Here is a 25,969-nt window from a genome sequence, read left to right as displayed (position 1 = left end):
AACTCCTACGCGAGTTTTTCAGCACTCAAATTTTGTGTTTTTTCACGATGTTTCTTTGTGCTGTAAAGCAAAGTCGCAACCATTCCAGGAATATTGACCACCAGCATGCCTACGCGAAAACAGAAGTAAATCGTCGCAAATGGAGCAACCCTATTAGCTAACTCGACGCACACCTTAGAAAACACAGACTCACCGACACCCAAACCACCCGGCGTTATAGGAATAACCGAGAATAAGTTCCCGAACACCCCTGCAATGGCAGTCACTTCCGCATTCGCGGCGAACGGGAACATTGACGCTATTATCACCATTCCAATAATCACAATGCCCGTCGCAGCCAATGAGGCGACCCAACAAAGTAGCAACGTTGGCCAGGCACGGAAATACATGAGCAGCGTCAACCCGAACGGCTGAAGATGATGTCGAATTTTTATCGGTAACCGTTCAATAAGGGAGAACCTCAACGCAACGAAAACACCCAAGACTAGCAGTATCAAGCCCACAAAGGACAGTAATACCAAAACTCTAAGTAAACCGATATATTGATGAAACTCTGAATCAGGAGACACGGCAGCCGGTAGAAAAATTGAAACCAGCATTGCGACAGACACCAAGCCCAACATCGCAAACACTCGGTCTGTGACGATTGAAATAAGTGCTGTCGACCGGCCACTTTCCAATAGCCGAAAGATCTGTACACCCTTAACTGCGTCACCGCCCGCCGCCCCGGGTAGCCATGTGGAAAAAAAGCTCCCCATCAACTGCAGATTAAGCACCGTACTCAGTGGAATTATATTCCGCGTCGCCTTAAGCAATAGCCACCAGCGAAAGCCACTAATCAAAATCCCTAAAAATAGGCAAATCAAGGCAGGAACAACAAGATCAATGTGATCGAACACAACGGTTATTGAACCAAAGTCCAACTGACCACTGTTCAGAAGCGCCACGACTAACGCGCACGCAAGTAACAGTTTTATAATCAAAAAAACGTGGCTCTTTTTTATATAACGCATAATCACCTACTCTTTAGCCTGTTTTTTTGAAATGCGTTTTGGATCGTTGTTTTAAGCTCATATCATGCGCCGAAGCTATCAATGCCGTCCATTCGCGATCCTAATGCCATCTTACCCGCCATCGTGCATCCCTTCGTCGAAAAACAGAATAGCATTCATAGGCTGGCTTCCATTCCAGCCTAATACACGCTTCGTCAGCGAAAAGCGGCCAAGCGCTGACGGAGTAACTCATCAGTCCGCTTACTGCGTATCCCCAGTAAAATTAACAACAATAGGATCAACAATGAGCACCCCAGTGCCCATGACAAGCTTTTGGGTTGGTACTCCATCGTGATCGTGTAATGGCCGGGAGGAACAATGATGCCACGGAATGTGTTTTCGACCCTGATGATCGGCGCTTTCTGGCCATTCAACAGCGCGCTCCAGTTGGAGTGCCAGTTATCCGAAAGGAAGACCAATGACTCTTCAGTCACATCACCACTGAGTACCACTTCGCCATTGCGGTAAGTCTCTATGGACGCTGGCACCAACGTATTCCTGAAGCCGGGTGGCAGCTTCGCGCTGGTATTATTCGGTCGCTCCGCCATGCTGACCGAAAAAGCCCTCGGCAGCACCTTGGCGTTTTCCATGACAACCGTGCTTAGACTTACGTAAGCCTCGACGAACCCCACACGCTTCAACTCTTCCTTGTACGCCGCATAAGCTACAGGCAACAGTACATATTTAACTCCTAACAAGTCGACAGCCTCCCAATTGATGGAGTTTGCATTCGGCTGGTCTTGAATCAAGATGAAATTTGGAAAAGTTCCTCGCGGTGCAGAGATAGCGTCATACCCAACCCGCTGAGAGGCAGCCAAGTTGAAGGTTGAATAGAAGAAGTCATTGAATGCCGGCAGGCTACCTTGGTTCATGGTCGACACTTCTTGAATCTGATAAGCAGAGCCTAGCTCAGGATCCAGACCACCTTGACCAAAGTTTAAGGTTCGGTAGTGACCGATATTATCTTTTACAAACTGTATGGCGACTGGCATTTTTTCAAATACATCGCTTCTTTCAAAGCGACTCATTTTTCCCCATCCCAACAGCTCAATAAACAAAGTAACCAGCACCACCAGAAGCACTGCACTCGAACACTCGGCCGTGCGCGACACATATTTTAGAGCTAGTACAACGATACTCGTCAACATGACCGTGGCAGCGATGAAACACAAGGAACCTATTTTATACTCCAACGCAGGCGCGTGGAGCCCAAATAGATTGAACAGATAGACCAGGGATGCAACGAGAATCGCCATAAACATTATATACGGCAGCAGATAGAAATCGCGCTGCTGTAAGTTATTGATGCCAAAACCCACCAGCACCACCATGGCTAGCATGATCACAGGCCACCAATACTGGCTTCCGATATTCCCAACGATAGGTAAATATGAAAATAACCAGTGAATCCATACCGGATCAAACAGACGCACCACGATAAACAAGCCGCCCAGCGCGCAGAGCGATACCAGCCACTTGAAGTGCTTCAGGCGTGGCGAAAATGCACAACTGGCCAAGGCGATGGCAACGACCCCACTGTGAAAAACGCTATTGCCGGTAATGGAGCCGACGTCGCCCCAGGAGACCGCTGCTGGCTCCATGGCGTTATACGATTCAAACAGATGACTCGGGGTATAAAAGGACGCCAATGCATTGGGGAAACGCAGACTCCAGAATATCCTTTTCGAGTAATCGTCCAGCGTCCCAAGACTTTTCAAGTTTTCCAGGAAGGGAAAGTACAACGGTGCCAGCAACAGGCCTGACGCCAACACGCTTGTCGCCAGAACAGCCAGAACAAAAAAGCCCTGCTTGATCGAATACTTACCCGTATTGATGGACGCTACCAGGCAGCCAGCAACTATTAGCCCTATCGCCAGCAACCCAGTGATAGTGGTCGGCATGAACGTGCATGAAAAGAACAACGCAAACGCCAGTACCGCCATACTCCAAGTCAATACCGAGAGACGATCAATCAGGATCAACGCGGTGTACAGACAAACTGGGATATAGAGGTAGCTTTGAGTAACGTTTGAACCAAGGTTCGCCGTGATATAACCATTGAGCAAGTAGAACGTCGCGGCGCTCGCAGCAGCGATAGACGAAAGCCCAAACACTTCCCGGACGGTGCGATAGATGAAGAACACCCCAAAATACAGGGCGATCATAATCGTAATATTGAAGCTGAGAGAGCTGCCGCCGAATAACGCACTTACGACCGTCAACGCAGAGAACTTCTGATCAACAAGCGCCTCAGGGCCCAACGCACCGGCGGCGGAATAAGGGTTCCAGTAAGGCGACTCACCGCTTCTCAGGGTGTGCGCCATAAACTGGATCATAGGGTCAGCCTGATAAGTCGCCCCGCCGTTATCGTTGTAGCCCCCCCACCACTCCGTACCCATTGGAATGGGGTAGACCGACCTTTGCTGTAGCCCCGTCATGGCACCTGTCAATTGATCCGTCAGACGCAGACTAGCACCATTGAACAGGACATCAGGGAAAGCGGCCACGATGAGCAGCAAAGCGACCAGACAGGCTTCTAACAGAGGCCGCTTCGGATACGATCGTGACGCTTGATCACAAAATAAGTTAGACACGGCAGTTCCAAAAATACTTGTTAAAGAAAATTAGAACCAATAGACCAACTTAGTTTTGTGTAAAAACGCACGAATCAGGCAATAACCAAAACCCAGCCCCTCTTTATGAAAGATAAACTTTGAAACGCCCCGCTCACGGACACCTTGTGCACCCGCGATGTATTTTACTTCGCCACCCATCAAGATCGACTTAAAGGTGATTTCCGGGCTGATGCTGAATCTGTTTTGGCTCAGGCCGACCCCCAGAGTTTCTCTTCTACGAAACATCTTGAAGGCGTAAGTCGAGTCAGGAATATACTGACCCAGTGCCAGCTTGACGCCGATACGGAAGAAAAACTGGAAAAACTTATATTTAAACGGAATGGTACCATCATCGCCCGATTGAATATAACGAGAGCACTGGGCCAAAATAGCACCTTTTTCCATCTCTTCATAAAGTGCTGGAATCAGGTGGATAGGATCTACCGCATCGGCTGAGACGAAAATGCAGTAACGGCCAATCCCGTGAGCGGCACCATATCGAACGACTGCCCCGTAGCCGCGACGATGAAGAGAGCGGCTGATAACGCGAACAGGCAAGTGATCTCGGTTTTGTTCGCTCCATGCAGAGGCCAGGCTATAGGTCTCATCATCGCTTTTGTCATCAACGACGATAATTTCGGTGGTGAATTCCTTGCCGCTTACCGCTTCTTTGACGCTGTCGAGAATCCCAACGATATTTTCTGCCTCATTCAGGCAGGGAATAACGATGGTCAAATCGATAGGATCTTCTTTTCGCGTGGGTACGCCGGCCGTCACGTCTTCGTGTGGTGCTGGATTAGTCTCAATGCTCATATATTTCCCCTTTTCCTAAAAATGCTGCTTCAGTACATTTTTTGTTTTTTGTTAACCAACCAGCCTGGACGAATAAGGAACCAGACGGCTCAACGCGGCGATAATCAAACTAACTATAAATGCACTGAGCGATAAACTGATGATGCTGGCGAAGGCTGACATTGTTGACAGCGATAAGGTAAAGCCAAACATGCCGCCCTTGATAAGTTCAATGACCAGCAGATGCATAAAGTACACAGGGAACACAAGGCCCGACAAAAACGCCACAGGCTTTGCAAGCTCAGGCGAAAGGCGGATTTTCCCAATTAGCATGAAGGCCGCAACCGCCGCAATCATGACATTAGGGCTGAAATATTCCAGCGCGGTTTCAACCGGCGTCGGTGATTTGGAGTTCAAGTACCAGCTGACTAAAAATGTCGTGACGCTTGCCAGGACAAAAACAATGCCGCTATACCACGAGGACAGCTTCTTAACCGCCTCGGCGTGCGCCAGGTAGTAGCCGAGCAGGAAATAACCTGGCCAGTGCAAGAAGTCAGTTAGTACCAGGTGGTTGAGTATCGGCTCATGATCATAAATCCTTACCGCATTCGCCAGAAACCAGATCCCGAAGAAGTAAGCGGCAAAATGCTTACTGGAAAGGATCGCTGCCGAAAGAGGCTGGAGAATGGGCAAAACGATATAGATCCCTATGATCATATAAACGAACCACAGGTGATACATAACCGGGCCGTTAAAGGCCTGTAGCAGCGCCGATGGTATGCTCAACGGCAGCCCCTGCCAGTAGCAAATCCAGAAAACGTGCAGAACGCTCCAAAACGCCAGAGGCACTGCGACTTTCATGATCCGGGACGCTACGCCTCTAAAAGCACCAGACGTCTCTCTCCCCAAGAGAAGTGCGCCAGAAAGCATCGCAAACAACGGGACCGCCACTCGCGCAATGGAGTCAAGATCGTTGGCGGTTAGAAAGTCCCCAAGGCCTATGTTTCTATAGTTATAGAATATCGGCGCTGAAACATGAATGATAATAACCCCTAGCATCGCAATCAGGCGACATGAGTCTGCCCAAGCCAATCGCCCCATCTGTTGTTGTGTCATAGCAGTGCTAAACCCTGGAAGTAAGTATTATTTTGTCCAACGGTGCTCCAACAATCACACCGTCAATGCTTGAAGCAGCTACTTTAAACAGAACAGCATCATGCATCCAATGTAACTGTACGTGCTCCTGCAAGGTTCCATTGGCAATAGCCGCAACAATCGAGTAATCCCCGATGGCCAAAATAGGTAACTTGAAGTGAAAGGCAGCTTCAATACGTTTGCCTGCCTCCACTCTTACGGGAGATTTCTTGTACGAGTGATAGGTGTTGCCACCGATCAACGGTTGACCCAAACGGTCCTTTATCGTGAACCCCAAGATCGGAAGATCGATGTCATGATTAGCTCTCGCCAGGACCCTGACTACCACCTGCGCGCCGCCCTCACTGGCGATCAAGGGACGGCCGGACTCATTGGTAAAGCTGACTTTCAGAATCTCCGCGCCCCCGGTTCCAAATGCTGACGACTGCTCATTGAAACCGAAGCACTCGATTTCTTGATCGCCTTTGGCAATTGACCCATCCGCAATGGACACCACCTGCTGCTCGATAACGTCATCTTCGAACTCTTGCTCGGTCGCCGCACCGGAATCGTCTGTCGTCACCGCCGCATCGGCAACAGTGGCAATTTCAGCCCCCGTGTGTTGCATGTATTGCTGAGCGAAGTAGTTTTCACATACTTCCTTGGCGCTACCGGCCTCACGAACAGCACCTCCCTCCAGCCATATAGCGTGATCACAGAATGCAGTGACCGCTGCCAGATCATGACTAACGAAGAGTATGGTGCCCTTCTCCTGGAACTGCCGAAGGAACCGCATGCATTTCTGTGCAAAGAAAGCATCCCCCACGGACAAGGCTTCATCGATAATCAGAATATCGGCATCAACGTGCGCAATCACTGAAAAAGCCAGACGTGCCTGCATGCCACTTGAATAGGCTTTGACCGGCTGGTCGATAAAATCCGCCAGCTCCGAAAAATCGACGATTTTCTGGAACCGCTCCTCAATGCATGACTTCTTCAGCTCGAACAGACTGGCATAGAGGTAGATATTTTCCCGGCCACTGAACTCGGGATTAAAGCCTGAACCCAATTCAAGAACTGCCGCAACTTTGCCATTAACTTTTATTGAGCCCTTGGTCGGCGTCAATGTGCCCGTCAACAACTGAAGCAGGGTACTTTTGCCCGCACCGTTGCGACCAATTACGCCGACGGACTGCCCTTTAAGTACCTCGAAGCTCACTTCTTTCAACGCAAGAAAATCACGGTAGTAGTTGCGCTTCCACCCAAAGAAAATTTGCTTCAGACGATCATGCGGTGCGTCATAGATATGGTAGGCCTTCTCCAGATCTGAAACTTCGATGACGGGGAGCGCTTTGATTTCGCTGTTCATTTCAACACTCATAAAACGTCCGAGAAGCCATGTCTGACCGACCTGAAGAAGCGAAGCCCCAGCGAACACACGAACAAGCTCACCGCGGTGTAGATCAACAGGCCCCGAAAGTCAGGAATAACCCCATTGATCAATACCAGTCGACTTTGTTCTACGATGAACGTGAGCGGGTTGAGCAGAATAATGTTGCTGGCCCACGCCGGCAGCTTGTCCAGCGGATACAGCACAGGAGAGAAAAACATCAATGCTTGCGTGACTACCACGGTCAGTTGGGCGATGTCCCTCAAGAAAACGCCCAATGCGCTTAGGAACCAGGTGATACCTAACAGACAAAGCACCATTGGGGCGATGACAAATGGCAGGAAGACGATGGTCCATTGCAGGCTGCCGTTTACCGCCAGCGCTATCGCCATCCAGGCAACGATACTCAGCAACAATTGGAAGACGGCTGAGCCGATAGGTACCCACACTAACAACTCAACCGGAAAGACGACTTTCTTCACAAAGTTGGGGTTCTGCGTAATCAGGTTCGGTGCACGGTTTACGCACTCGGCAAAGAAATTGAATACGATCAAACCCGGAAACAGCATCAGCGCGAATCCGGTTATCCCATCGACCCCCGGCCAGCGCGACGGGAGGAAATAACCGAACACCACGGCATACATCGCCAAGGTCAGCAGCGGCGTAATCAAGGGCCATAACACACCCAGCAGTGCGCCTTTAAAGCGCATATCGATATCACGCTTAATTAACTGCTTAATCAGGTCAAAATGGCGTACATGCGCGGTCAGGATATGTTGATTCATATAGCCAGCCCCGCCGCTGCCTTCGTATGGTCACCCAAAAACTCGAGCAACGACGTCTTCATTCGCTCTAGGGTGAAATCCCTCATGAAGCACGAATGCCCATTCGCTGCGTATCGCCCATAGGTCTCCTCATCCTGGATAACCTTTTCCAGGCACGCAATGATCGTGCCCGTGTCCAAGGATTGGCAGAGGTAACCTGCGTCGTTAGCCTCAACATATTTGGCAGGTGACGCATAGGCAGGCGCATGGCAGAACACCGGCCGCCCTGCTGCAAAATAGGTGACCAGTTTGGACGGGAAGCTGTTACTCGACTCTTCTCGGTATTCCTCGGAAAACCAATAAGGCATGTACAGCAGATCCGAATCCGCCAATAAGCTGATGGTTTCTTCCTGGCTTCTCCATCCCAGATACTCAAAGTTTGATGGGCTCTGAGTAAATGCACTGAACCCCCCACCCATTACCCGGACACGTATGCGCCGGCCGGCAACCGTCCAGTTACACCCATTAAGCGCATATTGAAGACATTGCCATTCTGTCTGCGCATAAAACTGTCCGGCCATCGCGATAATGAACTCGTCGCGCACATGAGGACGCGCTGCGGGTTCAGTGGCCAACTCACGGGGCAGGCCCGCAATCACGGGAACGTTGGCGACGTTGTATTTGGCCGTGTAGTTCTCAGACATCGCCCAGGATGCGGTTGCGCAAGACGTACTGTGCTTAAGAACGTCGTCGAATTCCTTTTGAAGGCGGCGACGTGTAAACCCGTCAATGCGGTTCGCCTGCAACCACCAGCCAAAGGGATCCCACACTTGGGTCAGCAAAGGAACATTCAGCTTTTGCGTCAACTGACGCGCGAGCCGAACCATGGTCTGCCCCTGCAGCACGACCCACACCGCGTCTACCCGCTGGGACTTAGCGAACTCAACGATTTTAGGCAGCAGGTCGTTACGCACGCGGCTGGCCTGAAGCAGCTCATAGGGAAACGCCGACAACACACCGGCTCTACGCGGCAGAACCCTTACCGACGCCTCCCGCGGTTTCGTCAATAGCAACTGCGGGACGTCGTCGAGTTCAGCCGGTATTTCCGGCTGCAGTGCAGGGTTGACCACAGCACAGATCGCAAGCTGGTCCTTGGGCAGAAAACTGACCAAGCGATCAAGCACCAGCCCCGCAGTGAAGTTCCGGCATGGCGGAATATCGGTTAAGAGCAATAACTTCATTTAGCCGCGACCGTTTTGTAAACGTCAGCCAAGCGTTGTGCGTACAGCTCGTCACCGTAATGCTTTTCTGCAATTTCGCGGCCTTTGCGTCCACGCTCAAGTCGCTCTTGCGGGTTATCGATCAAATGCTGAAGGGCTTCATACAGCGCCGCCCCATCGTGCATGGGAACGGAAATACCGACGTCGGGAGCGAAGGTAACTTCAGGCAAGGAAGTGCCATCAAACACCACGACCGGTTTACCGCAGGCAAGCGCTTCGATGGCCATAACGCCAAACGCTTCGACGATGGAGGGCATCAGAAAAATATCCGAAGCCACAAACGCGTCGCGCGCCTCTTCCTCGTTATTGGTCCAGCCCAATTCGACCAACTGGAAACGATCAGAGAACCGCTCCATCAACCCTTTGCTATTGAGCGTGAGCAGGCAAATCGGTTGATCCGTTTTGATGCGTTCCAGCGCCTCGATGATATAAGGCAAGCCCTTGAACTGATTGTCGACTGCGCGGAAGCAGATAACCAAAGCGTCGTCAGGAATGCCAAAGCGTTTACGCGCATCCGGCGAAGCCGTCGGTGAAAAAAAGTTCAGATCCAAGCCGAAAGGTACATGGTGGATGTCAACGTCCTCGAACAACGGAGACGCTTCGACCATGTCACGCATCCACTGCGAAGCCACAATCACATCAAACTTGGATTTTTTGTAAGAGCGCTTTTTGTAATTGAACAAAAACCGCGTGGTATCCCTGAGCAATGGGAAGTGAATATTCAAGTCCGGGCAACTACCGCAGCCGGTCTTCCAACGCTCACATTCAAAGGGATAGATGCAGTGCCCGGTCATCGCCCAAGGATCGTGCAAGGTCCATACAGTGGGCTTGCGCCGGGTGATTTCCGGAAGATGGGAAAGACTCATGTACCCCGAATGAATAATGTGCAAGTGGACGACATCCGCCTCTTTAAAAGCGGGCATCTTCATCATCTGCTTTGCATGCGGGTAGAACATAGACTGCGTTGAGGTAAGACGCTCAAAGCGGTTTACGATCCGATTAATTTTTCGAGTCTTATCGCCCTCAAACGTCAAAACGTCCGGGTTCTGGCTATCTTTCTCCCAAACGAGGTGCTGGGATTCAATATCATGCTTCTTTAATAAAGGGGTGATGGACAGTCCGTTAAAGCGCCGTCCTGGCGACTCGTAGCCATTAACTTGCAGAATTTTCATTTACGGAGCGAACCTAGTTTTAGGGCTACTTTCGAAATAAGACTATTGGAAATCAACGTTTCGCGATGGACCAAAGCAACTTCCATCTCAGCCAGTTCTTTTTCTCGGACTGCAAGCTGCGCTTGCGCTTCTACAGTACCCACTTCACTTTGTCGAACATGACTTTCCCGAACAGACAAAGCATTACTCTGTTGAGCAATGTTCGCCTCATGCTCCACTGTACTTAACTCACGGGCCGTGAGCTGAGCTTCCCTCTCGGAAATACCCGCTTCGCGCCGATGAATGTCTTGCTCGCTGATGGACATCTCCTGATTACGTCGAACCAGGTCCTCATGAATACCATTCAGGTTATTCTCATGACTCAGCAACTGCGCTTCTTTCTCGGCAACCGCGGCTTCACGCCGTACCAGATCCTCCTGAATACCGTTCAGGTTGTTCTCGTGACTCAGCAGTTGTGTCTCTTTCTCTACCACCGCAGCTTCACGCCGAACCAATTCCTGCTGAACGCCGTTCAGGTTGTTCTCGTGATTCAGCAACTGCGCTTCTTTCTCTACAACTGCCGCTTCACGCCGAGCGAGGTCTTCCTGAATGCCATTCAGGTTGTTTTCGTGATTCAGCAGGTGCACTTCTTTCTCGACAACCGCCGTTTCACGACGTACCAGGTCGGGCTCAGATTTGGAAATGGCGTTTTCGCGCTCATTTAAAGCCGTCTCAATGCCATTCAGGTTGGTTTCGTGAGTCACCAGCCGCGCTTCTTTTTCAAGAACCTTGGCCTCACGGCGCTGAATACCGCCTTCCGTCTCGGCAACGACCATTTGACGAGGGTGCTGGCCCGCCTCAATACCTTCCAGATTGGCGCCATGTTCAATCAGTTGCTGCTCTTTTTCTGCAATCGCAATTTCACGCTCGGCGAGGGCTGACTTGATGCCGTTGAGGTTCACCTCATGGTTGACAAGCTGCGCCTCTTTTTCCACGATCCATGCTTCACGCCGAAGAATATCTTCTTCCATGTTCTTCAGGTTGGCATGGTGATTTTCCAGCTGGGCTTCTTTTTCAACAAGCTGAGTTTGTTTCTGAAGCGACAGCAACTCAGCAGTCTGAATACTTGCCTCAAGTGATTCGATGCCCAAATTCTGCAAAAATTCTGGTTTCCACGCTGGGGCGGGAAAATCAATAAGCGCTTTTACCGACTTCAACTCCGCCGCACTGGAAATACACACAATGGAGTTAGGCGGATCTTCTTCATCGCGCGCCACCTTAGTTACACCATCCAACCCCTCATAAAAAAACTCTTTATTAGGGTAAGCATCAAAATGCTCTTCTTTGATACGGTGTACAAGATGGTGAATATTACCTTCCGACTCATTGAACGGTACATTCACCATCAGCCGACGACGACACGCAATCCCCAGCGCAAAGTTCAAACCATTTTCGACGTGCTCGAGCGCGTGACGCGAAACCACGTAATCAAAGCCTCTGGATTGACTGACATAGGCTTCAGCATCGCAATTGATATAGTCGATATTGTCCGAACCATAATTATCCTTTGCGTACTGAATGGACTCAATACTCGGGTCAATGCCGACAATCTTGACACCAAGAATAGTGTCAAGCATGTAGGTGCCGTGACCGGTACCGCAGCCGATATCGAGTACGGTGATACCCGCCTCTATCAGCGCCGGATTTTCTCGAATGTCAGATTCAATGATGTCGCGAAAAAGTTGATAACTGCTTTTATGGCGAACAATCTCTGCACGGTCATGAGTCTCTCCTGGTACCAGACGCTCTCCTGCGTTATATATTGCGTCCAGCGTCTCAGTATCTGTACTCATATCAAATATCTCGCTGTTTTTTAGGTATATACGTTTCCAATCACTTGGACCAAACTGTCCTATTAATAAAGTCTACATAGCTCAATACAACACGCAAAACTTTCTGTGAAACAATGCCACCTTCATAATCCGGAACGATGCGCGGCGCAACGGCGTCTTGATGTTGGCTGGTGACGATACGAACGGCGTCAAGGACGCGCTCGGTTTTCAGACCGCTCATAATCAGCGTTCCCTGGTCCATACCTTCAGGGCGCTCGTGAGCATTACGGATAGTGATGGCGGCCAGGTTTAGCAGAGACGCTTCTTCAGTGATCGTGCCGCTGTCTGACAACACACAAAACGCTTCCATCTGTAAGCGTATGTAATCAAAGAAGCCGAACGGCTTGAGAAACTGGATTCTTGCGTCCAACCCTTCCATGCCCAGAGCCTCGAGGCGCTGCCGAGTACGGGGGTGGGTGGAAACGATTACTGGTTTGTCATAGGTTTCAACCAGCGCCTGCAGCGTATTGAGCAGGTCCTGCAGGTTGGCGGGTGTATCAACGTTCTCTTCGCGGTGAGCGCTGACGATGAAAAATTCTTTAGGCTTCAATTCAAGTTTTTGCAGAATCTCGGACTGGGCAATCTTAGGCTTAAAGTACTCCAACACTTCCTGCATATGGGAACCGGATTTGATAATACGGTCCGGCGGGATCCCCTCGTCCAGCAAGTAACGACGTGCGTGCTCCGTCAGAACAAGGTTGATGTCGCTCAGGTGATCCAGGACTTTACGGTTCAGTTCTTCCGGAACACGCTGATCAAAGCAGCGATTACCGGCTTCCATATGAAATACCGGAATCTTGCGACGTTTAGCTGCAATGACTGACAGGCACGAATTAGTGTCACCGTACAACAGCAATGCGTCAGGCTTCTCGACCTCCATCACTTCATCGGCTTTTTCAATGACGCGGGCGATGGTTTGTGCAGCGTTGCTGCCGACCGCATCGAGGAAATAATCAGGCTTGCGAATATCCAGGTCATCAAAAAAAACCTGGTTCAACTCATAGTCAAAATTTTGCCCGGTGTGTACCAGGATGTGTTGAGTATGCTCATCAAACTCCGCAATCACCCGGGACATTTTGATCAACTCAGGACGCGTCCCGACAATGGTCATCACCTTAAGCATTGAGTTGCCCCTGAATGTACGGCAGTTTTAGAAGCAATTGTTTGACACCATCAACACTGAGCTGAACAGTGTTGTGCGACGTGTAGTCTTCGGAACCGGCAATACCCAGCTCACCCTCCACGACGAATTTCGCGTAGTTGAGATCCCTATTATCGGCCGGGACGCGATAGTACTGGCCCATGTCTTCTGCTTTTGCCAGCTCCTCACGAGACACAAGTGACTCGTAAAGCTTCTCGCCATGACGTGTGCCGATGACGCGAATTTCGTTGGTCTTTTCGAACAATTCCTTCAGCGCTTGGGCAAGCACTTCAATTGTCGATGCCGGCGCCTTCTGAACAAAGATATCGCCTTGGCGGCCGTGCTCAAATGCGTGCAATACCAGGTCCACGGAATCCTCAAGAGACATCAGGAAACGGGTCATGGTCGGGTCAGTGATGGTAATCGACTTACCTTCTTTCAACTGCTCGATGAACAGCGGTATCACAGAGCCTCGCGAGGCCATGACGTTGCCGTAGCGAGTGGCACAGAACACCGTTTCGCCACTGCGCTGCATCCGCGCCTTGGCGACCATGAGTTTTTCCATCATGGCCTTGGAGATACCCATCGCATTGATTGGATAAACCGCCTTGTCCGTGCTCAGCACAATAACTCGATCGACATTGTTATCGATGGCAGCCTTCATGACGTTTTCGGCACCCAAAACATTGGTGCGGATCGCTTCCATCGGGTAGAACTCGCAGGACGGCACTTGCTTGAGTGCTGCGGCGTGAAAGACATAATCGACGCCTTTCATCGCATCTCGAATGCTGTCGTAATTGCGCACGTCGCCGATATAAAACTTCAGCTTCGGATTATTCAGCGCAATTCGCATATCTTCCTGTTTCTTTTCGTCACGACTGAAAATGCGAATTTCCTTCACATCCGTCTTGAGAAAGCGATTCAAGACAGCATTACCGAACGAGCCTGTACCACCAGTGATCATCAACACTTTGTTATCGAACATCGCCAGATACCTGAAAATTAATTGAAATCGTGCATGTACTTGACCAGTGCCGGCCACTCCGGGGCCACATACCCTGTCGCCGTTCGAAACCTACTCGAGTCCAGCGAGCGATCAATAGACAGCTCATCGGACGGTAGTATTTCGATATCTTTTCCGTACACGTCAGCAATTAACCCCAACAAGTCATACTTGTTGATCGGCTGAGCAGACACGTGATAGAGGCCGTGCAACTCAGGATGAGGCAGCACATAGTCATTTATTACCCTCGCGAGTTCCATCGTGGGCAAGCCGGAAAATATCGCCCGCGTAAAGCCCTTGACCTGACCCTCTTGGGCGAGGAACCACCCAACAAGGCTGCGATTCCCGGACAACTCTTTACCGATGATAGAGGTGCGCAATGTAATCGCGTGCGGATAATCAACTTCGCCCAACAATTTGGAGCGACCGTACAGGTCATAGGCGTCTGGGAAATCTGATTCGATGTAGCCGCCCTTCGTGCCGGAGAAAACGCAGTCAGTACTTACATGTACCAGACGTGCCTCAGTGGTTTTGCATAGCGCGGCCAATCGATGGGGCAGCAATGTATTGATGGGAACGGCCAAGAGGGGGTCATTGGCATCGGCGAGCTGTTTTACCAAGCCCACACAGTTAACGACAACATCCGGCTGAATACTGCCGAATACTTTTATAAGTGAGTCGTAGCTTTCAACATCTACACCGAATACTAAATTCTCGGCCAAAGCGGGCGAAAAGTGATTACGAGCACTTTCGCTGCGTGCGGTACCAAAAACATTCAAACCAGGATTATCAGACAGCACGCGGTACACCGCGTTACCCAGCATCCCGGAAACGCCCAAAACCATAACTTTCATTGCTTCAACCTCCACTTCCCTGCTACTACAAAGCCGCTCACTCTCTAAACGTGAACAGACACCGTCTGTTGAAGCCTTCAAAGGTGTAACAAAAAACATCATTCCTAACGGACAACGCGGGGCACATATTTGTTCGCGTGACCGCCTGATGTTTTCTACTCACCCCAAACCGCAGGCTTCGCGAGAGCCGACCCTCAGGCAAGGAGACTCCGAAATCGTCGCTATAACCGCAATCCAGAAGGGTTTTTTGTCGCCCCCCCCCACATGCTAAAGAAAATCTTACAATAATAAAACCAGGAAACAAAAAAGACGAGCACGCCCGCCGCAACAGGATAGCCTTTAGCCATCATTGTAATGGCTGGCCTCTCGATTTACGTTCGATTTCAAGTCTATCGTCACTTCAGGAATTCGCTACATTCCACCCTCAACCAAGGGTATGTCGTTTGGATGACACTACGTAGCATGGTTGAATCCTGCTATTCCAGGCTCATCAACGATATGAGATATCTCCCAAATTTTTGGCCCCCTTCATCAAGGTCTGTACGCCCACAAAAACGCACTACCTGGTTGACACGGTCGCTATCGATCAGATCGGCAGTACCGACAATCCGCAACGGTGGAGCACAAGACGCCGCATCACTGACGACCCCGTCGTGATTTCATCGTAAAGCCACTTGAATCGACAGCAGCGTGAACCCTTCCCGTACCGTATGCGCCTCAAAACTAGAGTGGCAGGTGCGGAGGACCTGCCAGCTGATTATTACAAAATTAAGCTAAATAAAAGCCCGCTACGGCCGACAACCCCTGAAAGCCTTGCGGATTGAACAACCATGCGTAATAACCAACCCGTTACCCAGCGCGAACGTACCTTCCCCGCTCAGCAACGGTTGATCTCCACCACAGATGCCAAAGGGGTCATCACCTACTGCAACGACGCGTTTGTCGATATCAGTGGGTTCACCCGTGAAGAACTGATCCGGGCACCGCACAACTTGGTGCGTCACCCGGATGTGCCGCCGGCGGTGTTCGCGCATATGTGGTCCACGCTCAAACAAGGCTTGCCATGGATGGGCATCGTTAAGAACCGCTGCAAGACGGGCGATCACTATTGGGTTAACGCCTATGTGACGCCGGTTTTCGATGGCACCCAGGTGGTCGGCTATGAATCGGTGCGCATCAAGCCCACCGCCGAGCAGATCCGCCGGGCCGAAGCGCTTTATCAACGTATCAACCAAGGCAAGTCGGCTGTTCCTCGGCGTGATAAGTGGCTGCCGGTGTTGCAGGACTGGCTGCCGTTTATCCTGGTCAGCCAGTTGAGCTTCATGATCGGTGCGTCACTCAACTCTCACTGGGGCTTTGCCCTGGCTGCAGGGTTGTCGGTGCCGTTGGGCCTGCTGGGCCTGAGCTGGCAGCAGCGTGGGCTCAAGCGTTTGCTGCGCTTGGCCGAGCAGACCACTTCCGACCCGCTGATCGCGCAGATGTACACCGACAGCCGGGGTGCACAAGCACGCTTGGAGATGTCGATTCTCAGCCAGGAAGCGCGCTTGAAGACCTGCCTTACGCGCTTGCAGGACACTGCTGAACACCTCAACGCCCAAGCGGCGCAGTCCAATACCCTGGCGCATAACAGCTCCAGCGGCCTGGAACGCCAGCGCGTGGAAACCGAGCAGGTGGCCACCGCCGTCAACCAGATGGCGGCGACAACCCAGGAAGTGGCCAGCCATGTGCAGCGCACGGCTGACGCCACCCAGGAAGCCAATCGCCTGACGGGCCGTGGCCGCGATATCGCCGGGGAAACCCGCGAGGCGATCCAGCGGCTGTCGGTTGCCGTGGGTGAAACCGGTGTGACCGTGACCCAACTGGCCAAAGACAGCGACGAAATCGGCGGCGTGGTGGATGTGATCAAGGGCATCGCCGACCAGACCAACCTGCTGGCACTGAACGCCGCCATCGAAGCGGCCCGTGCCGGGGAGATGGGCCGTGGTTTTGCGGTGGTGGCTGACGAAGTTCGCCAACTGGCGCAGCGTACGGCTGAATCGACCGGGCAGATCCATGCCTTGATCGCCAAGCTGCAGCAGACGGCCGCCGTTGCCGTGCAAGCCATGGACGCCGGGCATCGCCAAGCCGAAGAAGGTGTGGCGCGGGTGCTGGAGGCGGATCAGGCGTTGGTAGGCATCAGTGAAGCGGTGGCCAATATCACCGACATGACCACGCAGATTGCCGCTGCCACCGAAGAGCAAAGCGCGGTGGCCGAAGAGATCAGCCGCAATATCAGCACGATTGCGCTGTTGGCGGACCAGACCTCGGAACAGGCGATGAACTCGGCGCAATTGAGTGAAGAGCTGACGCATACGGCGAATACCCAGTATTCGCTGGTGGAACGTTTTAACCGCTGATACAGATCGTTCCCACGCTCTGCGTGGGAACGCCTCCCGTGACGCCCTGCGTTACGACTTTAGAAGCGGACGCAGAGCGTCCAGGCTGCATTCCCACGCGGAGCGTGGGAATGATCAGTGGAGAAACCCAGCCACTTCCACCGCCGCCGCCTCCAAATGCTGCTCATGCGTAAACCCCGAAGCCTTCAACGGTTTCAAGTCATGATCCCCCGCCACCAGCCACATCACCTCGATGCTCGGCGACAAGTCATAGCCCTGCACCGCCGCCCGATTACCCAGGGCATCGCGCTCGCCCTGCACAATCAACGTCGGCGTCTTCAGCCCGGCCAAATGCTCGACCCGTGGTTTTTCCGGTTTGCCCACCGCGTAAAACGGATAACCCAGGCACACCAGCCCATCAGCGCCTAACTCATCAGCCAAAATGCTCGCCATCCGCCCGCCCATGGACTTGCCGCCAACGGCCAGTTTCCCCGCGACATGACGTCGCACCTCGGCATACACCTCACGCCAGCATTCCAGCAGTTTCGGCGCCGGGTTCGGTGGGCGTTTACCACCGTCCAAACGGCGTTGAGCCATGTATGGAAACTCGAAGCGCAACACGTTCACGCCATGCCCGGCAAGGCGTGCAGCCATGTCGTTCATAAAGGCTGAGTCCATCGGTGCGCCTGCACCGTGGGCCAGGATCAACGTCACAGGTTCGCGCGCGATAGACCCCGTCGCCGCATCCCACAACCAGCCACGTTCCCGCACACACTGCGCCCATTGATCCCCGTCAATACTGGCCTTGTGCTCTTTGCCCATGCTTGCCTCGCTTTTTAGTCTGCCTATAACTCCAGCCCAAGTGCCGCATTTGCTTGGGTTGAACCGTGGATGGGGAACCATGAACACTACTTTAAGTACCGCCTATAACTACAAGGTGGTCCGCCAATTCGCCATTATGACGGTGGTGTGGGGCATCGTCGGCATGGGGCTCGGGGTTTTTCTCGCCGCTCAATTGGTTTGGCCTGCACTCAACTTCGATTTGCCTTGGACCAGCTTCGGCCGCTTGCGCCCGCTGCACACCAACGCGGTCATCTTCGCCTTCGGCGGCTGCGCGCTGTTCGCCAGCTCGTTTTACTCGGTGCAGCGTACCTGCCAAACACAGCTGTTCGCGCCGAAAATCGCCGCGTTCTGCTTCTGGGGCTGGCAGTTGGTCATCCTGTTGGCCGCGATCAGCTTGCCGCTGGGCTACACCAGTTCCAAGGAATACGCCGAGCTGGAATGGCCGATCGACATCCTGATCACCATCGTCTGGGTTGCCTACGCCATCGTGTTCTTCGGCACGATCATGAAGCGCAACACCAAGCACATCTACGTCGGCAACTGGTTCTTCGGTGCGTTCATCATCACCGTGGCCATCCTGCACATCGTCAACAACTTGGAAATCCCGGTCAGCCTGACCAAGTCTTACTCCCTCTACGGTGGTGCGACAGATGCCATGGTGCAGTGGTGGTATGGGCATAACGCGGTAGGCTTTTTCCTCACCGCCGGCTTCCTTGGCATGATGTATTACTTCGTGCCGAAACAGGCCGAGCGGCCGGTGTATTCCTATCGCTTGTCCATCGTGCACTTCTGGGCGCTGATCACCCTGTACATCTGGGCCGGCCCTCACCACCTGCACTACACCGCGCTGCCCGATTGGGCGCAGTCGCTGGGCATGGTGATGTCACTGGTACTGCTGGCGCCAAGCTGGGGCGGCATGATCAACGGCATGATGACGCTCTCGGGCGCCTGGCATAAGTTGCGCAGCGACCCGATCCTGCGCTTCCTCGTCGTGTCCCTGGCCTTCTACGGCATGTCGACCTTCGAAGGGCCGATGATGGCGATCAAGACGGTCAACGCCCTCTCCCACTACACCGACTGGACCATCGGCCACGTACACGCCGGGGCGCTCGGTTGGGTGGCGATGATTTCCATCGGCGCGCTGTACCACATGATCCCGAAAGTCTTCGGTCGCGAGCAGATGTACAGCCTCGGCCTGATCAACGCGCACTTCTGGCTGGCCACTATCGGCACCGTGCTCTACATCGCCTCGATGTGGGTCAACGGCATCGCCCAGGGCCTGATGTGGCGTGCGGTCAACGAAGACGGCACCTTGACCTACTCCTTCGTCGAAACCCTGGTGGCCAGCCACCCAGGCTTCATCGTGCGGCTGGTGGGCGGAGCGATCTTCCTCAGCGGCATGTTCCTGATGGCTTACAACACTTGGCGCACCGTGCGTTCGGCGCAACCCGCTGAAGTCGCCACCGCCGCGCAGATGGCCTGAGGAGTCAGTGATGAAACACGAAACGATTGAAAAGAACGTCGGCCTGCTGATGCTGCTGATGGTGCTCGCCGTGAGCATCGGCGGCCTGACCCAGATCGTCCCGCTGTTCTTCCAGGACGTGACCAACAAACCGGTCGAAGGCATGAAGCCCTACACCGCACTGCAACTGGAAGGCCGCGACATCTACATCCGCGAAGGCTGCGTACAGTGCCACTCGCAGATGATCCGCCCGTTCCGCGCCGAAACCGAACGCTACGGCCACTACTCGGTCGCCGGCGAAAGCGTGTGGGACCACCCGTTCCTGTGGGGCTCCAAGCGCACTGGGCCGGACCTGGCCCGCGTCGGCGCGCGCTACTCGGACGACTGGCACCGCGCGCATTTGTACAACCCGCGCAACGTGGTGCCGGAGTCGAAAATGCCGGCGTACCCATGGCTGGTCACCGCGCAGGTCGACAACAGCCACACCGAGACCAAGTTGAAAGTGATGCGCACCCTCGGCGTGCCGTACACCGACGACGACATCAGTGGCGCCGTCGCCAGCCTCAAGGGCAAGACCGAGATGGACGCGCTGGTTGCGTACCTGCAAGTGCTCGGCACTGCCATCAAGAGCAAGAGGTGAGCCATGGGATTTGAATTCGATGCAGGCACCATCCGCGGCCTTGGCACGCTGGTGGTCGCCATCGCTTTTATCGGCCTGTCGCTGTGGGTGTTCAACAACCGGCGCAATGAGGAATTCGAGCAGGCCCGCCTGCTGCCCTTCGCCGATGAACCTTCTCCATCCGACGCTCAAGAAGAGCCTGTAACAAGGAGCACTCGCCCATGACTACCTTCTGGAGTACATGGATCTGCGTATTGACCCTCGGCAGCCTGATCGGCCTGACCTGGCTATTGGTCGGCACCCGCAAGGGCGAGACCAAGGGCAGCGTCGATCAGACCATGGGCCACGCCTTCGATGGCATTGAGGAATACGACAACCCGCTGCCGCAGTGGTGGTTCATGTTGTTCGCCGGCACGTTGGTGTTTGCCGTTGGTTACCTGATCCTCTACCCGGGCCTGGGCAACTGGAAAGGCGTGTTGCCGGGCTATGAAGACGGCTGGACCTCGGCCAAGGAATGGGACAAGGAAATGGCCAAGGCCGATACCAAGTTCGGGCCGATCTTCGCCAAATTCGCGGCCATGCCGGTGGAAGAAGTCGCCAAAGACCCGCAAGCGCTGAAAATGGGTGGCCGCCTGTTTGCCTCCAACTGCGCGGTGTGCCACGGCTCGGATGCCAAGGGCGCCTACGGTTTCCCAAACCTGGCGGACAACATCTGGCGCTGGGGCGGTTCGGCGCAAGCAATCAAGACGACCATCCTCAATGGTCGCCACGCGGCAATGCCAGCCTGGGGTGAAATACTGGGCGAAGACGGTGTGAAGAACGTCGCCGCCTTTGTGCGTCACGACCTGGCCAAGCTGCCATTACCCGCCGACAGCACCGCCGATCTGGCGGCCGGTCAAGCCGCTTTCAACACCACCTGCGTCGCCTGCCACGGCCCACAAGGCCATGGCATGGAAGCGATGGGCTCGCCGAACCTGACCGAGCCCGCCGGTTTCATTTACGGCACCAGCCTGGCGCAACTGCAGCAGACCATCCGCCACGGCCGCCAAGGCCAGATGCCGGCGCAGGAAGTGCTGCAAGGCAATGACAAGGTGCACCTGCTCGCAGCCTATGTTTACAGCCTGTCCCACAACGCTGATGGCGCAACGCCAGAAAGCCAACCGCAGTAACCGGTGACTGCCGCCCCAATGTGGGGCGGCAGCACTACCTTTCTAAGCGACCAAGTGTCGCACCCTTCCCGACATCCACTTTCCCCTCCTGCCATTCGGGTCTACGCTTGCCCAACAGCGGGCCGGTTTTGGCGCACGTAGCTGCTGGCGTTGCGACCTGAAATTTTTCCTGTCTACTCGATCAACTTTTTATTTCTGGTTTTGTCCTTACACCAAACATGGAAAGGGCGCAGAATCTGGCGTGGAACGTATTGATACAGGTCAGCCATTGCGTTGCAATGACCCCTCGCTTTCTACATACTTGCGGCCGATTTTACCTATAAAAAAACCTAAACCGTGGAACCTTAGAATGAGCACAGCAATCAGTCCGACTGCTTATAACTATAAGGTAGTCCGCCAGTTCGCCATCATGACGGTGGTCTGGGGGATCCTTGGCATGGGGCTCGGGGTGTTCATCGCCTCGCAATTGGTTTGGCCGGAGTTGAATTTCGGTTTGCCATGGACGACCTTCGGCCGCCTGCGCCCGCTGCACACCAACCTGGTGATTTTTGCCTTCGGTGGCTGTGCGTTGTTTGCCACCTCCTACTATGTCGTGCAGCGAACCTGCCAGACGCGACTGATCTCCGATGGCCTGGCCGCCTTCACCTTCTGGGGCTGGCAAGCCGTGATCCTCGGCGCCATCATCACCCTGCCGCTGGGCTACACCACCACCAAGGAATACGCCGAGCTGGAATGGCCGATCGCGATTTTGCTCGCTATCGTCTGGGTGACCTACGCCGTGGTGTTCTTCGGCACTATCGTCAAGCGCAAGACCAAGCACATTTATGTGGGCAACTGGTTCTACGGTGCCTTCATCCTGGTCACGGCGATGCTGCACATCGTCAACCACGCGTCGTTGCCGGTCAGCCTATTCAAGTCCTACTCGGCCTACGCCGGGGCGACGGACGCAATGATTCAGTGGTGGTACGGCCACAACGCCGTGGGCTTCTTCCTCACCACCGGCTTCCTGGGGATGATGTATTACTTCGTGCCCAAACAGGCCGAGCGTCCGATCTACTCGTATCGCCTGTCCATCGTGCACTTCTGGGCGCTGATCACCCTGTACATCTGGGCCGGCCCTCACCACTTGCACTACACCGCGCTGCCCGATTGGGCCCAGTCGCTGGGCATGGCGATGTCGATCATCCTGCTGGCCCCAAGCTGGGGCGGCATGATCAACGGCATGATGACCCTCTCGGGCGCCTGGCATAAATTGCGCACCGACCCGATCCTGCGTTTCCTGGTGGTGTCGCTGGCGTTCTACGGCATGTCGACCTTCGAAGGGCCGATGATGGCGATCAAGACCGTCAACTCGCTGTCCCACTACACCGACTGGACCATCGGCCACGTCCACGCCGGCGCTCTGGGTTGGGTGGCGATGATCTCCATCGGCGCGCTGTACCACATGATCCCCAAACTGTTCGGCCGTGCGCAGATGCACAGCGTCGGGCTGATCAATGCGCACTTCTGGCTGGCCACCATCGGCACCGTGCTCTACATCGCCTCGATGTGGGTCAACGGCATCACCCAAGGCCTGATGTGGCGTGCGATCAACGATGACGGCACCCTCACCTACTCCTTCGTCGAAGCGCTGCAAGCCAGTCACCCGGGCTACATCGTCCGCGCCATCGGTGGTGCATTCTTTGCCAGCGGCATGCTGTTCATGGCCTACAACGTGTGGCGCACCGTGCGTGCCTCCGACCCTGTAGAGGCTGAAGCCGCCGCCAAGATCGCCGTTGTGGGAGCTCACTGATGAAGCATGAAGTAGTCGAGAAGAATATCGGCCTGCTGGCCTTCTTCATGGTTATCGCCGTGAGTATCGGCGGCCTGACCCAGATCGTTCCGCTGTTTTTCCAGGACGTGACCAACAAGCCGGTCGAAGGCATGAAGCCGCGCACCGCGCTTGAACTGGAAGGCCGCGACGTCTACATCGCCAACGGTTGCGTGGGCTGCCACTCGCAGATGATCCGCCCGTTCCGCGCCGAAACCGAACGCTACGGCCACTACTCGGTCGCCGGTGAAAGTGTGTGGGACCACCCGTTCCTGTGGGGTTCCAAACGTACCGGCCCGGACCTGGCCCGTGTCGGCGGGCGTTATTCCGATGACTGGCAGCGTGCGCACTTGTACAACCCGCGCAACGTGGTGCCGGAGTCGAAAATGCCGGCGTACCCGTTCCTCGTGGAAAACAAGCTCGACGGCAAGGACACCGCGAAGAAGATGGAAGTCTTGCGCACGCTGGGCGTGCCCTACACCGACGAAGACATCGCCGGTGCAGCCGCAGCCGTCAAGGGCAAGACCGAAATGGACGCATTGGTGGCCTACCTGCAAGGCCTTGGCACCATCATCAAAAGCAAACGGTGACCTACATGGATATCGGGATGATTCGTGGCCTGGGCACCGTTGTGGTGATGGTGGCCTTTATCGGCCTGGCACTGTGGGTGTTCAGCCCAAAGCGCAAGTCGGAGTTTGACGACGCAACCCTGTTGCCCTTTGCGGATGACCCCGAAGCCATCAAGCACGTCGAGCAAGCGTCTAGGAGTAACAAAGAATGACTACGTTCTGGAGTCTGTACGTCACAGTCCTCAGTCTGGGTACCATCTTCGCCCTGACCTGGCTGCTGCTGTCGACCCGCAAGGGCCAGCGCACCGAACAAACGGACGAGACCGTCGGCCACTCGTTCGACGGCATCGAGGAGTACGACAACCCGCTGCCAAAATGGTGGTTCATGCTGTTCGTCGGCACCATCATTTTCGCCCTCGGCTACCTGGTGCTGTACCCAGGCTTGGGCAACTGGAAAGGCCTGCTGCCGGGCTACAACTACCTCGACAACGACAAGCAAACGGCCTTCGCCAACGGCCAGACCGGCTGGACCGGCGTGCACGAGTGGGAAAAGGAAATGGCCAAGTCGGACGCCAAGTTCGGGCCGATCTTCGCCAAGTTCGCCTCGATGCCGATTGAAGAAGTCGCCAAGGACCCGAAAGCCTTGAAGATGGGTGGCCGCCTGTTCGCCTCCAACTGCTCGGTGTGCCACGGTTCCGACGCCAAGGGCGCCTACGGCTTCCCCAACCTGACCGATGCCGACTGGCGCTGGGGCGGTGAACCCGCGACCATCAAGGAAACCATCATGAAAGGCCGCCACGCGGTGATGCCGGCCTGGGCCGAAGTCATTGGCGAGCAAGGCGTGGCCGACGTGTCAGCCTTTGTGCTGACCAACCTCGACGGCCGCAAACTGCCGGAAGGTGCCAAGGCCGATGTGGCCAACGGCGCGAAACTCTTCGCCGCCAACTGCGTGGCCTGCCACGGCCCTGCCGGTAAAGGCACACCTGCGATGGGCGCCCCCGACCTGACACACCCGGGCGCATTCATCTACGGCTCGAGCTTCGCGCAACTGCAGCAGACCATTCGTTACGGCCGTCAGGGTCAGATGCCTGCGCAGGAGTTGTTGCAGGGCAATGACAAGGTGCACTTGCTGGCGGCGTATGTTTACAGCTTGTCCCATGGCGATAAGCAAGCTGAGGAGCAGTAAGGCCTCGGCAACGAAAAAGCCCCGCATTGCGGGGCTTTTTCGTTTCTAACGCCTGAGCGATTCAATGGACGCATGACCGCTGGTAACGACGAGCTTGATGCCTGCCATCGGCAAGTAGTAACGTAACTACATATAGCCTGCCGAAGGGGGATTCCCCATGACCATCACCACCATTTCCAGCCGTGAATTCAATCAAGACACAAGCGGTGCCAAAAAAGCCGCCCGTCAGGGGCCGGTTTTTATCACCGATCGCGGCAAGCCTGCCCATGTACTGCTAAGCATTGAGGACTACCAGAAACTGACAGGCCTCAACGCCGACATCGTTGACCTGTTGGTGATGCCAGAAGCGGCCGAAATCGACTTCGAAACCGAACGCGCCGTGATCACTCATCGACCCGTGGACCTCTCTTGATGTATCTACTCGACACCAACGTAATCTCTGAACTTCGTAAACCCCAGGCCGACGCAAACGTGGTCGCCTGGGCCAAAAGCGTCATTGCGCTGCGTATGTTTATCTCCGCGATTACGCTTAAAGAATTGGAAACCGGGGTACTGCGCATGGAGCGCAGAGACCCGGCCCAGGGAAAGGTTTTGCGTACCTGGCTCAAGCGTCATGTCCTGCCGGCATTCGATGCCAGAATCCTGCCGGTCGATGCCGCAGTCGCTTTGCGTTGCGCCCATCTGCATGTGCCAGACCAGGCGAATGAACGTGATGCGCTGATTGCTGCCACTGCTCTGGTTCATGGACTTACTGTCGTCACGCGCAATGTCAGTGACTTCAAATCGAGCGGCGTTCCATTGCTTAATCCGTGGGGCGAATGACCAGCCTGCGCGCAAAAACCAGCCATACTTCACAAGTCAATTGATC

Annotated in this window: 24 protein-coding genes; 11 read left to right on the top strand and 13 right to left on the bottom strand. The window is 54.3% G+C overall.

Annotated elements, in window-relative coordinates:
* Positions 1–5 precede the first annotated feature (5 nt).
* The 12 genes from ACI77I_RS04425 to ACI77I_RS04370 all read right to left on the bottom strand — a co-directional run bounded on the left by ACI77I_RS04425 (position 6) and on the right by ACI77I_RS04370 (position 15,068).
* Complete coding sequence (locus ACI77I_RS04425) at positions 6–1,013, bottom strand: lysylphosphatidylglycerol synthase transmembrane domain-containing protein (protein WP_406997028.1); 1,008 nt, start codon at positions 1,011–1,013, stop codon at positions 6–8.
* A gap of 194 nt (positions 1,014–1,207) precedes the next feature.
* The gene (locus tag ACI77I_RS04420) at positions 1,208–3,646 is read right to left on the bottom strand and encodes a hypothetical protein (protein WP_406997027.1); all 2,439 of its coding nucleotides are present in this window, start codon (positions 3,644–3,646) and stop codon (positions 1,208–1,210) included.
* Between the two features lie 30 nt (positions 3,647–3,676).
* Positions 3,677–4,480 carry a glycosyltransferase family 2 protein gene (locus ACI77I_RS04415; RefSeq protein ID WP_406997026.1) on the bottom strand — a complete coding sequence of 268 codons (804 nt, stop codon included), beginning with the start codon at positions 4,478–4,480 and terminating at the stop codon, positions 3,677–3,679.
* Positions 4,481–4,531: 51 nt separating this feature from the next.
* The gene (locus ACI77I_RS04410) at positions 4,532–5,575 is read right to left on the bottom strand and encodes an acyltransferase (RefSeq protein ID WP_406997025.1); all 1,044 of its coding nucleotides are present in this window, start codon (positions 5,573–5,575) and stop codon (positions 4,532–4,534) included.
* 7 nt (positions 5,576–5,582) lie between these two features.
* Positions 5,583–6,962 (bottom strand): ABC transporter ATP-binding protein, encoded by a 1,380-nt coding sequence (locus ACI77I_RS04405; RefSeq protein WP_406997024.1) that lies wholly within the window; start codon positions 6,960–6,962, stop codon positions 5,583–5,585.
* An 8-nt stretch (positions 6,963–6,970) separates the two neighbouring features.
* The gene (locus tag ACI77I_RS04400) at positions 6,971–7,768 is read right to left on the bottom strand and encodes an ABC transporter permease (protein ID WP_406997023.1); all 798 of its coding nucleotides are present in this window, start codon (positions 7,766–7,768) and stop codon (positions 6,971–6,973) included.
* The gene (locus tag ACI77I_RS04395; protein WP_406997022.1) at positions 7,765–8,988 is read right to left on the bottom strand and encodes a glycosyltransferase; all 1,224 of its coding nucleotides are present in this window, start codon (positions 8,986–8,988) and stop codon (positions 7,765–7,767) included. The genes ACI77I_RS04400 and ACI77I_RS04395 overlap by 4 nt, the downstream gene beginning before the upstream one ends.
* Positions 8,985–10,199, bottom strand: coding sequence for a glycosyltransferase family 4 protein (locus ACI77I_RS04390; protein ID WP_406997021.1), 1,215 nt, complete (start codon positions 10,197–10,199; stop codon positions 8,985–8,987). Before ACI77I_RS04390 ends, ACI77I_RS04395 begins: the two co-directional genes overlap by 4 nt.
* Entirely contained in the window at positions 10,196–12,031 is a 1,836-nt protein-coding gene (locus tag ACI77I_RS04385) for a methyltransferase domain-containing protein (protein ID WP_406997020.1), read from the bottom strand. The genes ACI77I_RS04390 and ACI77I_RS04385 overlap by 4 nt, the downstream gene beginning before the upstream one ends.
* A 40-nt stretch (positions 12,032–12,071) precedes the next feature.
* On the bottom strand, positions 12,072–13,193 hold the full coding sequence (gene wecB, locus ACI77I_RS04380; protein ID WP_406997019.1) for a non-hydrolyzing UDP-N-acetylglucosamine 2-epimerase: 1,122 nt from the start codon (positions 13,191–13,193) through the stop codon (positions 12,072–12,074).
* Complete coding sequence (locus tag ACI77I_RS04375; RefSeq protein WP_406997018.1) at positions 13,186–14,196, bottom strand: polysaccharide biosynthesis protein; 1,011 nt, start codon at positions 14,194–14,196, stop codon at positions 13,186–13,188. The genes wecB and ACI77I_RS04375 overlap by 8 nt, the downstream gene beginning before the upstream one ends.
* A 17-nt stretch (positions 14,197–14,213) precedes the next feature.
* Positions 14,214–15,068 (bottom strand): dTDP-4-dehydrorhamnose reductase family protein, encoded by an 855-nt coding sequence (locus ACI77I_RS04370; RefSeq protein ID WP_406997017.1) that lies wholly within the window; start codon positions 15,066–15,068, stop codon positions 14,214–14,216.
* 830 nt (positions 15,069–15,898) lie between these two features.
* On the opposite strand from ACI77I_RS04370, the gene ACI77I_RS04365 reads away from it, so the two are divergent.
* Complete coding sequence (locus tag ACI77I_RS04365) at positions 15,899–17,464, top strand: PAS domain-containing methyl-accepting chemotaxis protein (RefSeq protein ID WP_263273770.1); 1,566 nt, start codon at positions 15,899–15,901, stop codon at positions 17,462–17,464.
* 114 nt (positions 17,465–17,578) lie between these two features.
* Here ACI77I_RS04365 and ACI77I_RS04360 read toward each other — a convergent pair whose 3' ends face one another.
* Entirely contained in the window at positions 17,579–18,265 is a 687-nt protein-coding gene (locus ACI77I_RS04360) for an alpha/beta family hydrolase (protein WP_094949615.1), read from the bottom strand.
* A 79-nt stretch (positions 18,266–18,344) separates the two neighbouring features.
* Between ACI77I_RS04360 and ccoN (ACI77I_RS04355) the strand changes: the two genes are divergently transcribed.
* The 10 genes from ccoN (ACI77I_RS04355) (at position 18,345) to ACI77I_RS04310 (ending at position 25,923) form a co-directional block, all read left to right on the top strand.
* Positions 18,345–19,769 (top strand): cytochrome-c oxidase, cbb3-type subunit I, encoded by a 1,425-nt coding sequence (ccoN, locus tag ACI77I_RS04355; protein WP_406997016.1) that lies wholly within the window; start codon positions 18,345–18,347, stop codon positions 19,767–19,769.
* A gap of 10 nt (positions 19,770–19,779) precedes the next feature.
* Positions 19,780–20,388: a cytochrome-c oxidase, cbb3-type subunit II gene (gene ccoO, locus ACI77I_RS04350; RefSeq protein WP_094949613.1), complete on the top strand. Its 609-nt coding sequence runs from the start codon at positions 19,780–19,782 to the stop codon at positions 20,386–20,388.
* A 3-nt stretch (positions 20,389–20,391) separates the two neighbouring features.
* Complete coding sequence (locus ACI77I_RS04345) at positions 20,392–20,592, top strand: cbb3-type cytochrome c oxidase subunit 3 (RefSeq protein WP_094949612.1); 201 nt, start codon at positions 20,392–20,394, stop codon at positions 20,590–20,592.
* Positions 20,589–21,536 (top strand): cytochrome-c oxidase, cbb3-type subunit III, encoded by a 948-nt coding sequence (gene ccoP, locus ACI77I_RS04340; protein WP_094949611.1) that lies wholly within the window; start codon positions 20,589–20,591, stop codon positions 21,534–21,536. Before ACI77I_RS04345 ends, ccoP (ACI77I_RS04340) begins: the two co-directional genes overlap by 4 nt.
* Before the next feature lie 349 nt (positions 21,537–21,885).
* Positions 21,886–23,328 carry a cytochrome-c oxidase, cbb3-type subunit I gene (gene ccoN / locus ACI77I_RS04335; RefSeq protein ID WP_094949610.1) on the top strand — a complete coding sequence of 481 codons (1,443 nt, stop codon included), beginning with the start codon at positions 21,886–21,888 and terminating at the stop codon, positions 23,326–23,328.
* A complete protein-coding gene (gene ccoO / locus ACI77I_RS04330; RefSeq protein WP_003193167.1) occupies positions 23,328–23,936 on the top strand; it encodes a cytochrome-c oxidase, cbb3-type subunit II in 609 nt (202 codons plus the stop codon). Before ccoN (ACI77I_RS04335) ends, ccoO (ACI77I_RS04330) begins: the two co-directional genes overlap by 1 nt.
* Positions 23,937–23,941: 5 nt before the next feature.
* Entirely contained in the window at positions 23,942–24,127 is a 186-nt protein-coding gene (locus ACI77I_RS04325) for a CcoQ/FixQ family Cbb3-type cytochrome c oxidase assembly chaperone (protein ID WP_003183474.1), read from the top strand.
* Positions 24,124–25,101: a cytochrome-c oxidase, cbb3-type subunit III gene (gene ccoP / locus ACI77I_RS04320; RefSeq protein ID WP_406980197.1), complete on the top strand. Its 978-nt coding sequence runs from the start codon at positions 24,124–24,126 to the stop codon at positions 25,099–25,101. The genes ACI77I_RS04325 and ccoP (ACI77I_RS04320) overlap by 4 nt, the downstream gene beginning before the upstream one ends.
* A gap of 157 nt (positions 25,102–25,258) precedes the next feature.
* Positions 25,259–25,513, top strand: a complete 255-nt coding sequence (locus ACI77I_RS04315) for a type II toxin-antitoxin system Phd/YefM family antitoxin (RefSeq protein WP_016979309.1) — start codon at positions 25,259–25,261, stop codon at positions 25,511–25,513.
* On the top strand, positions 25,513–25,923 hold the full coding sequence (locus ACI77I_RS04310; RefSeq protein ID WP_406980198.1) for a type II toxin-antitoxin system VapC family toxin: 411 nt from the start codon (positions 25,513–25,515) through the stop codon (positions 25,921–25,923). The genes ACI77I_RS04315 and ACI77I_RS04310 overlap by 1 nt, the downstream gene beginning before the upstream one ends.
* Positions 25,924–25,969: the final 46 nt, after the last annotated feature.

Source organism: Pseudomonas sp. D47, from assembly GCF_045447305.1.
In the GTDB taxonomy this organism is placed as follows: Bacteria; Pseudomonadota; Gammaproteobacteria; order Pseudomonadales; family Pseudomonadaceae; genus Aquipseudomonas.
This window is presented reverse-complemented; position numbering and strand designations above follow the sequence as displayed.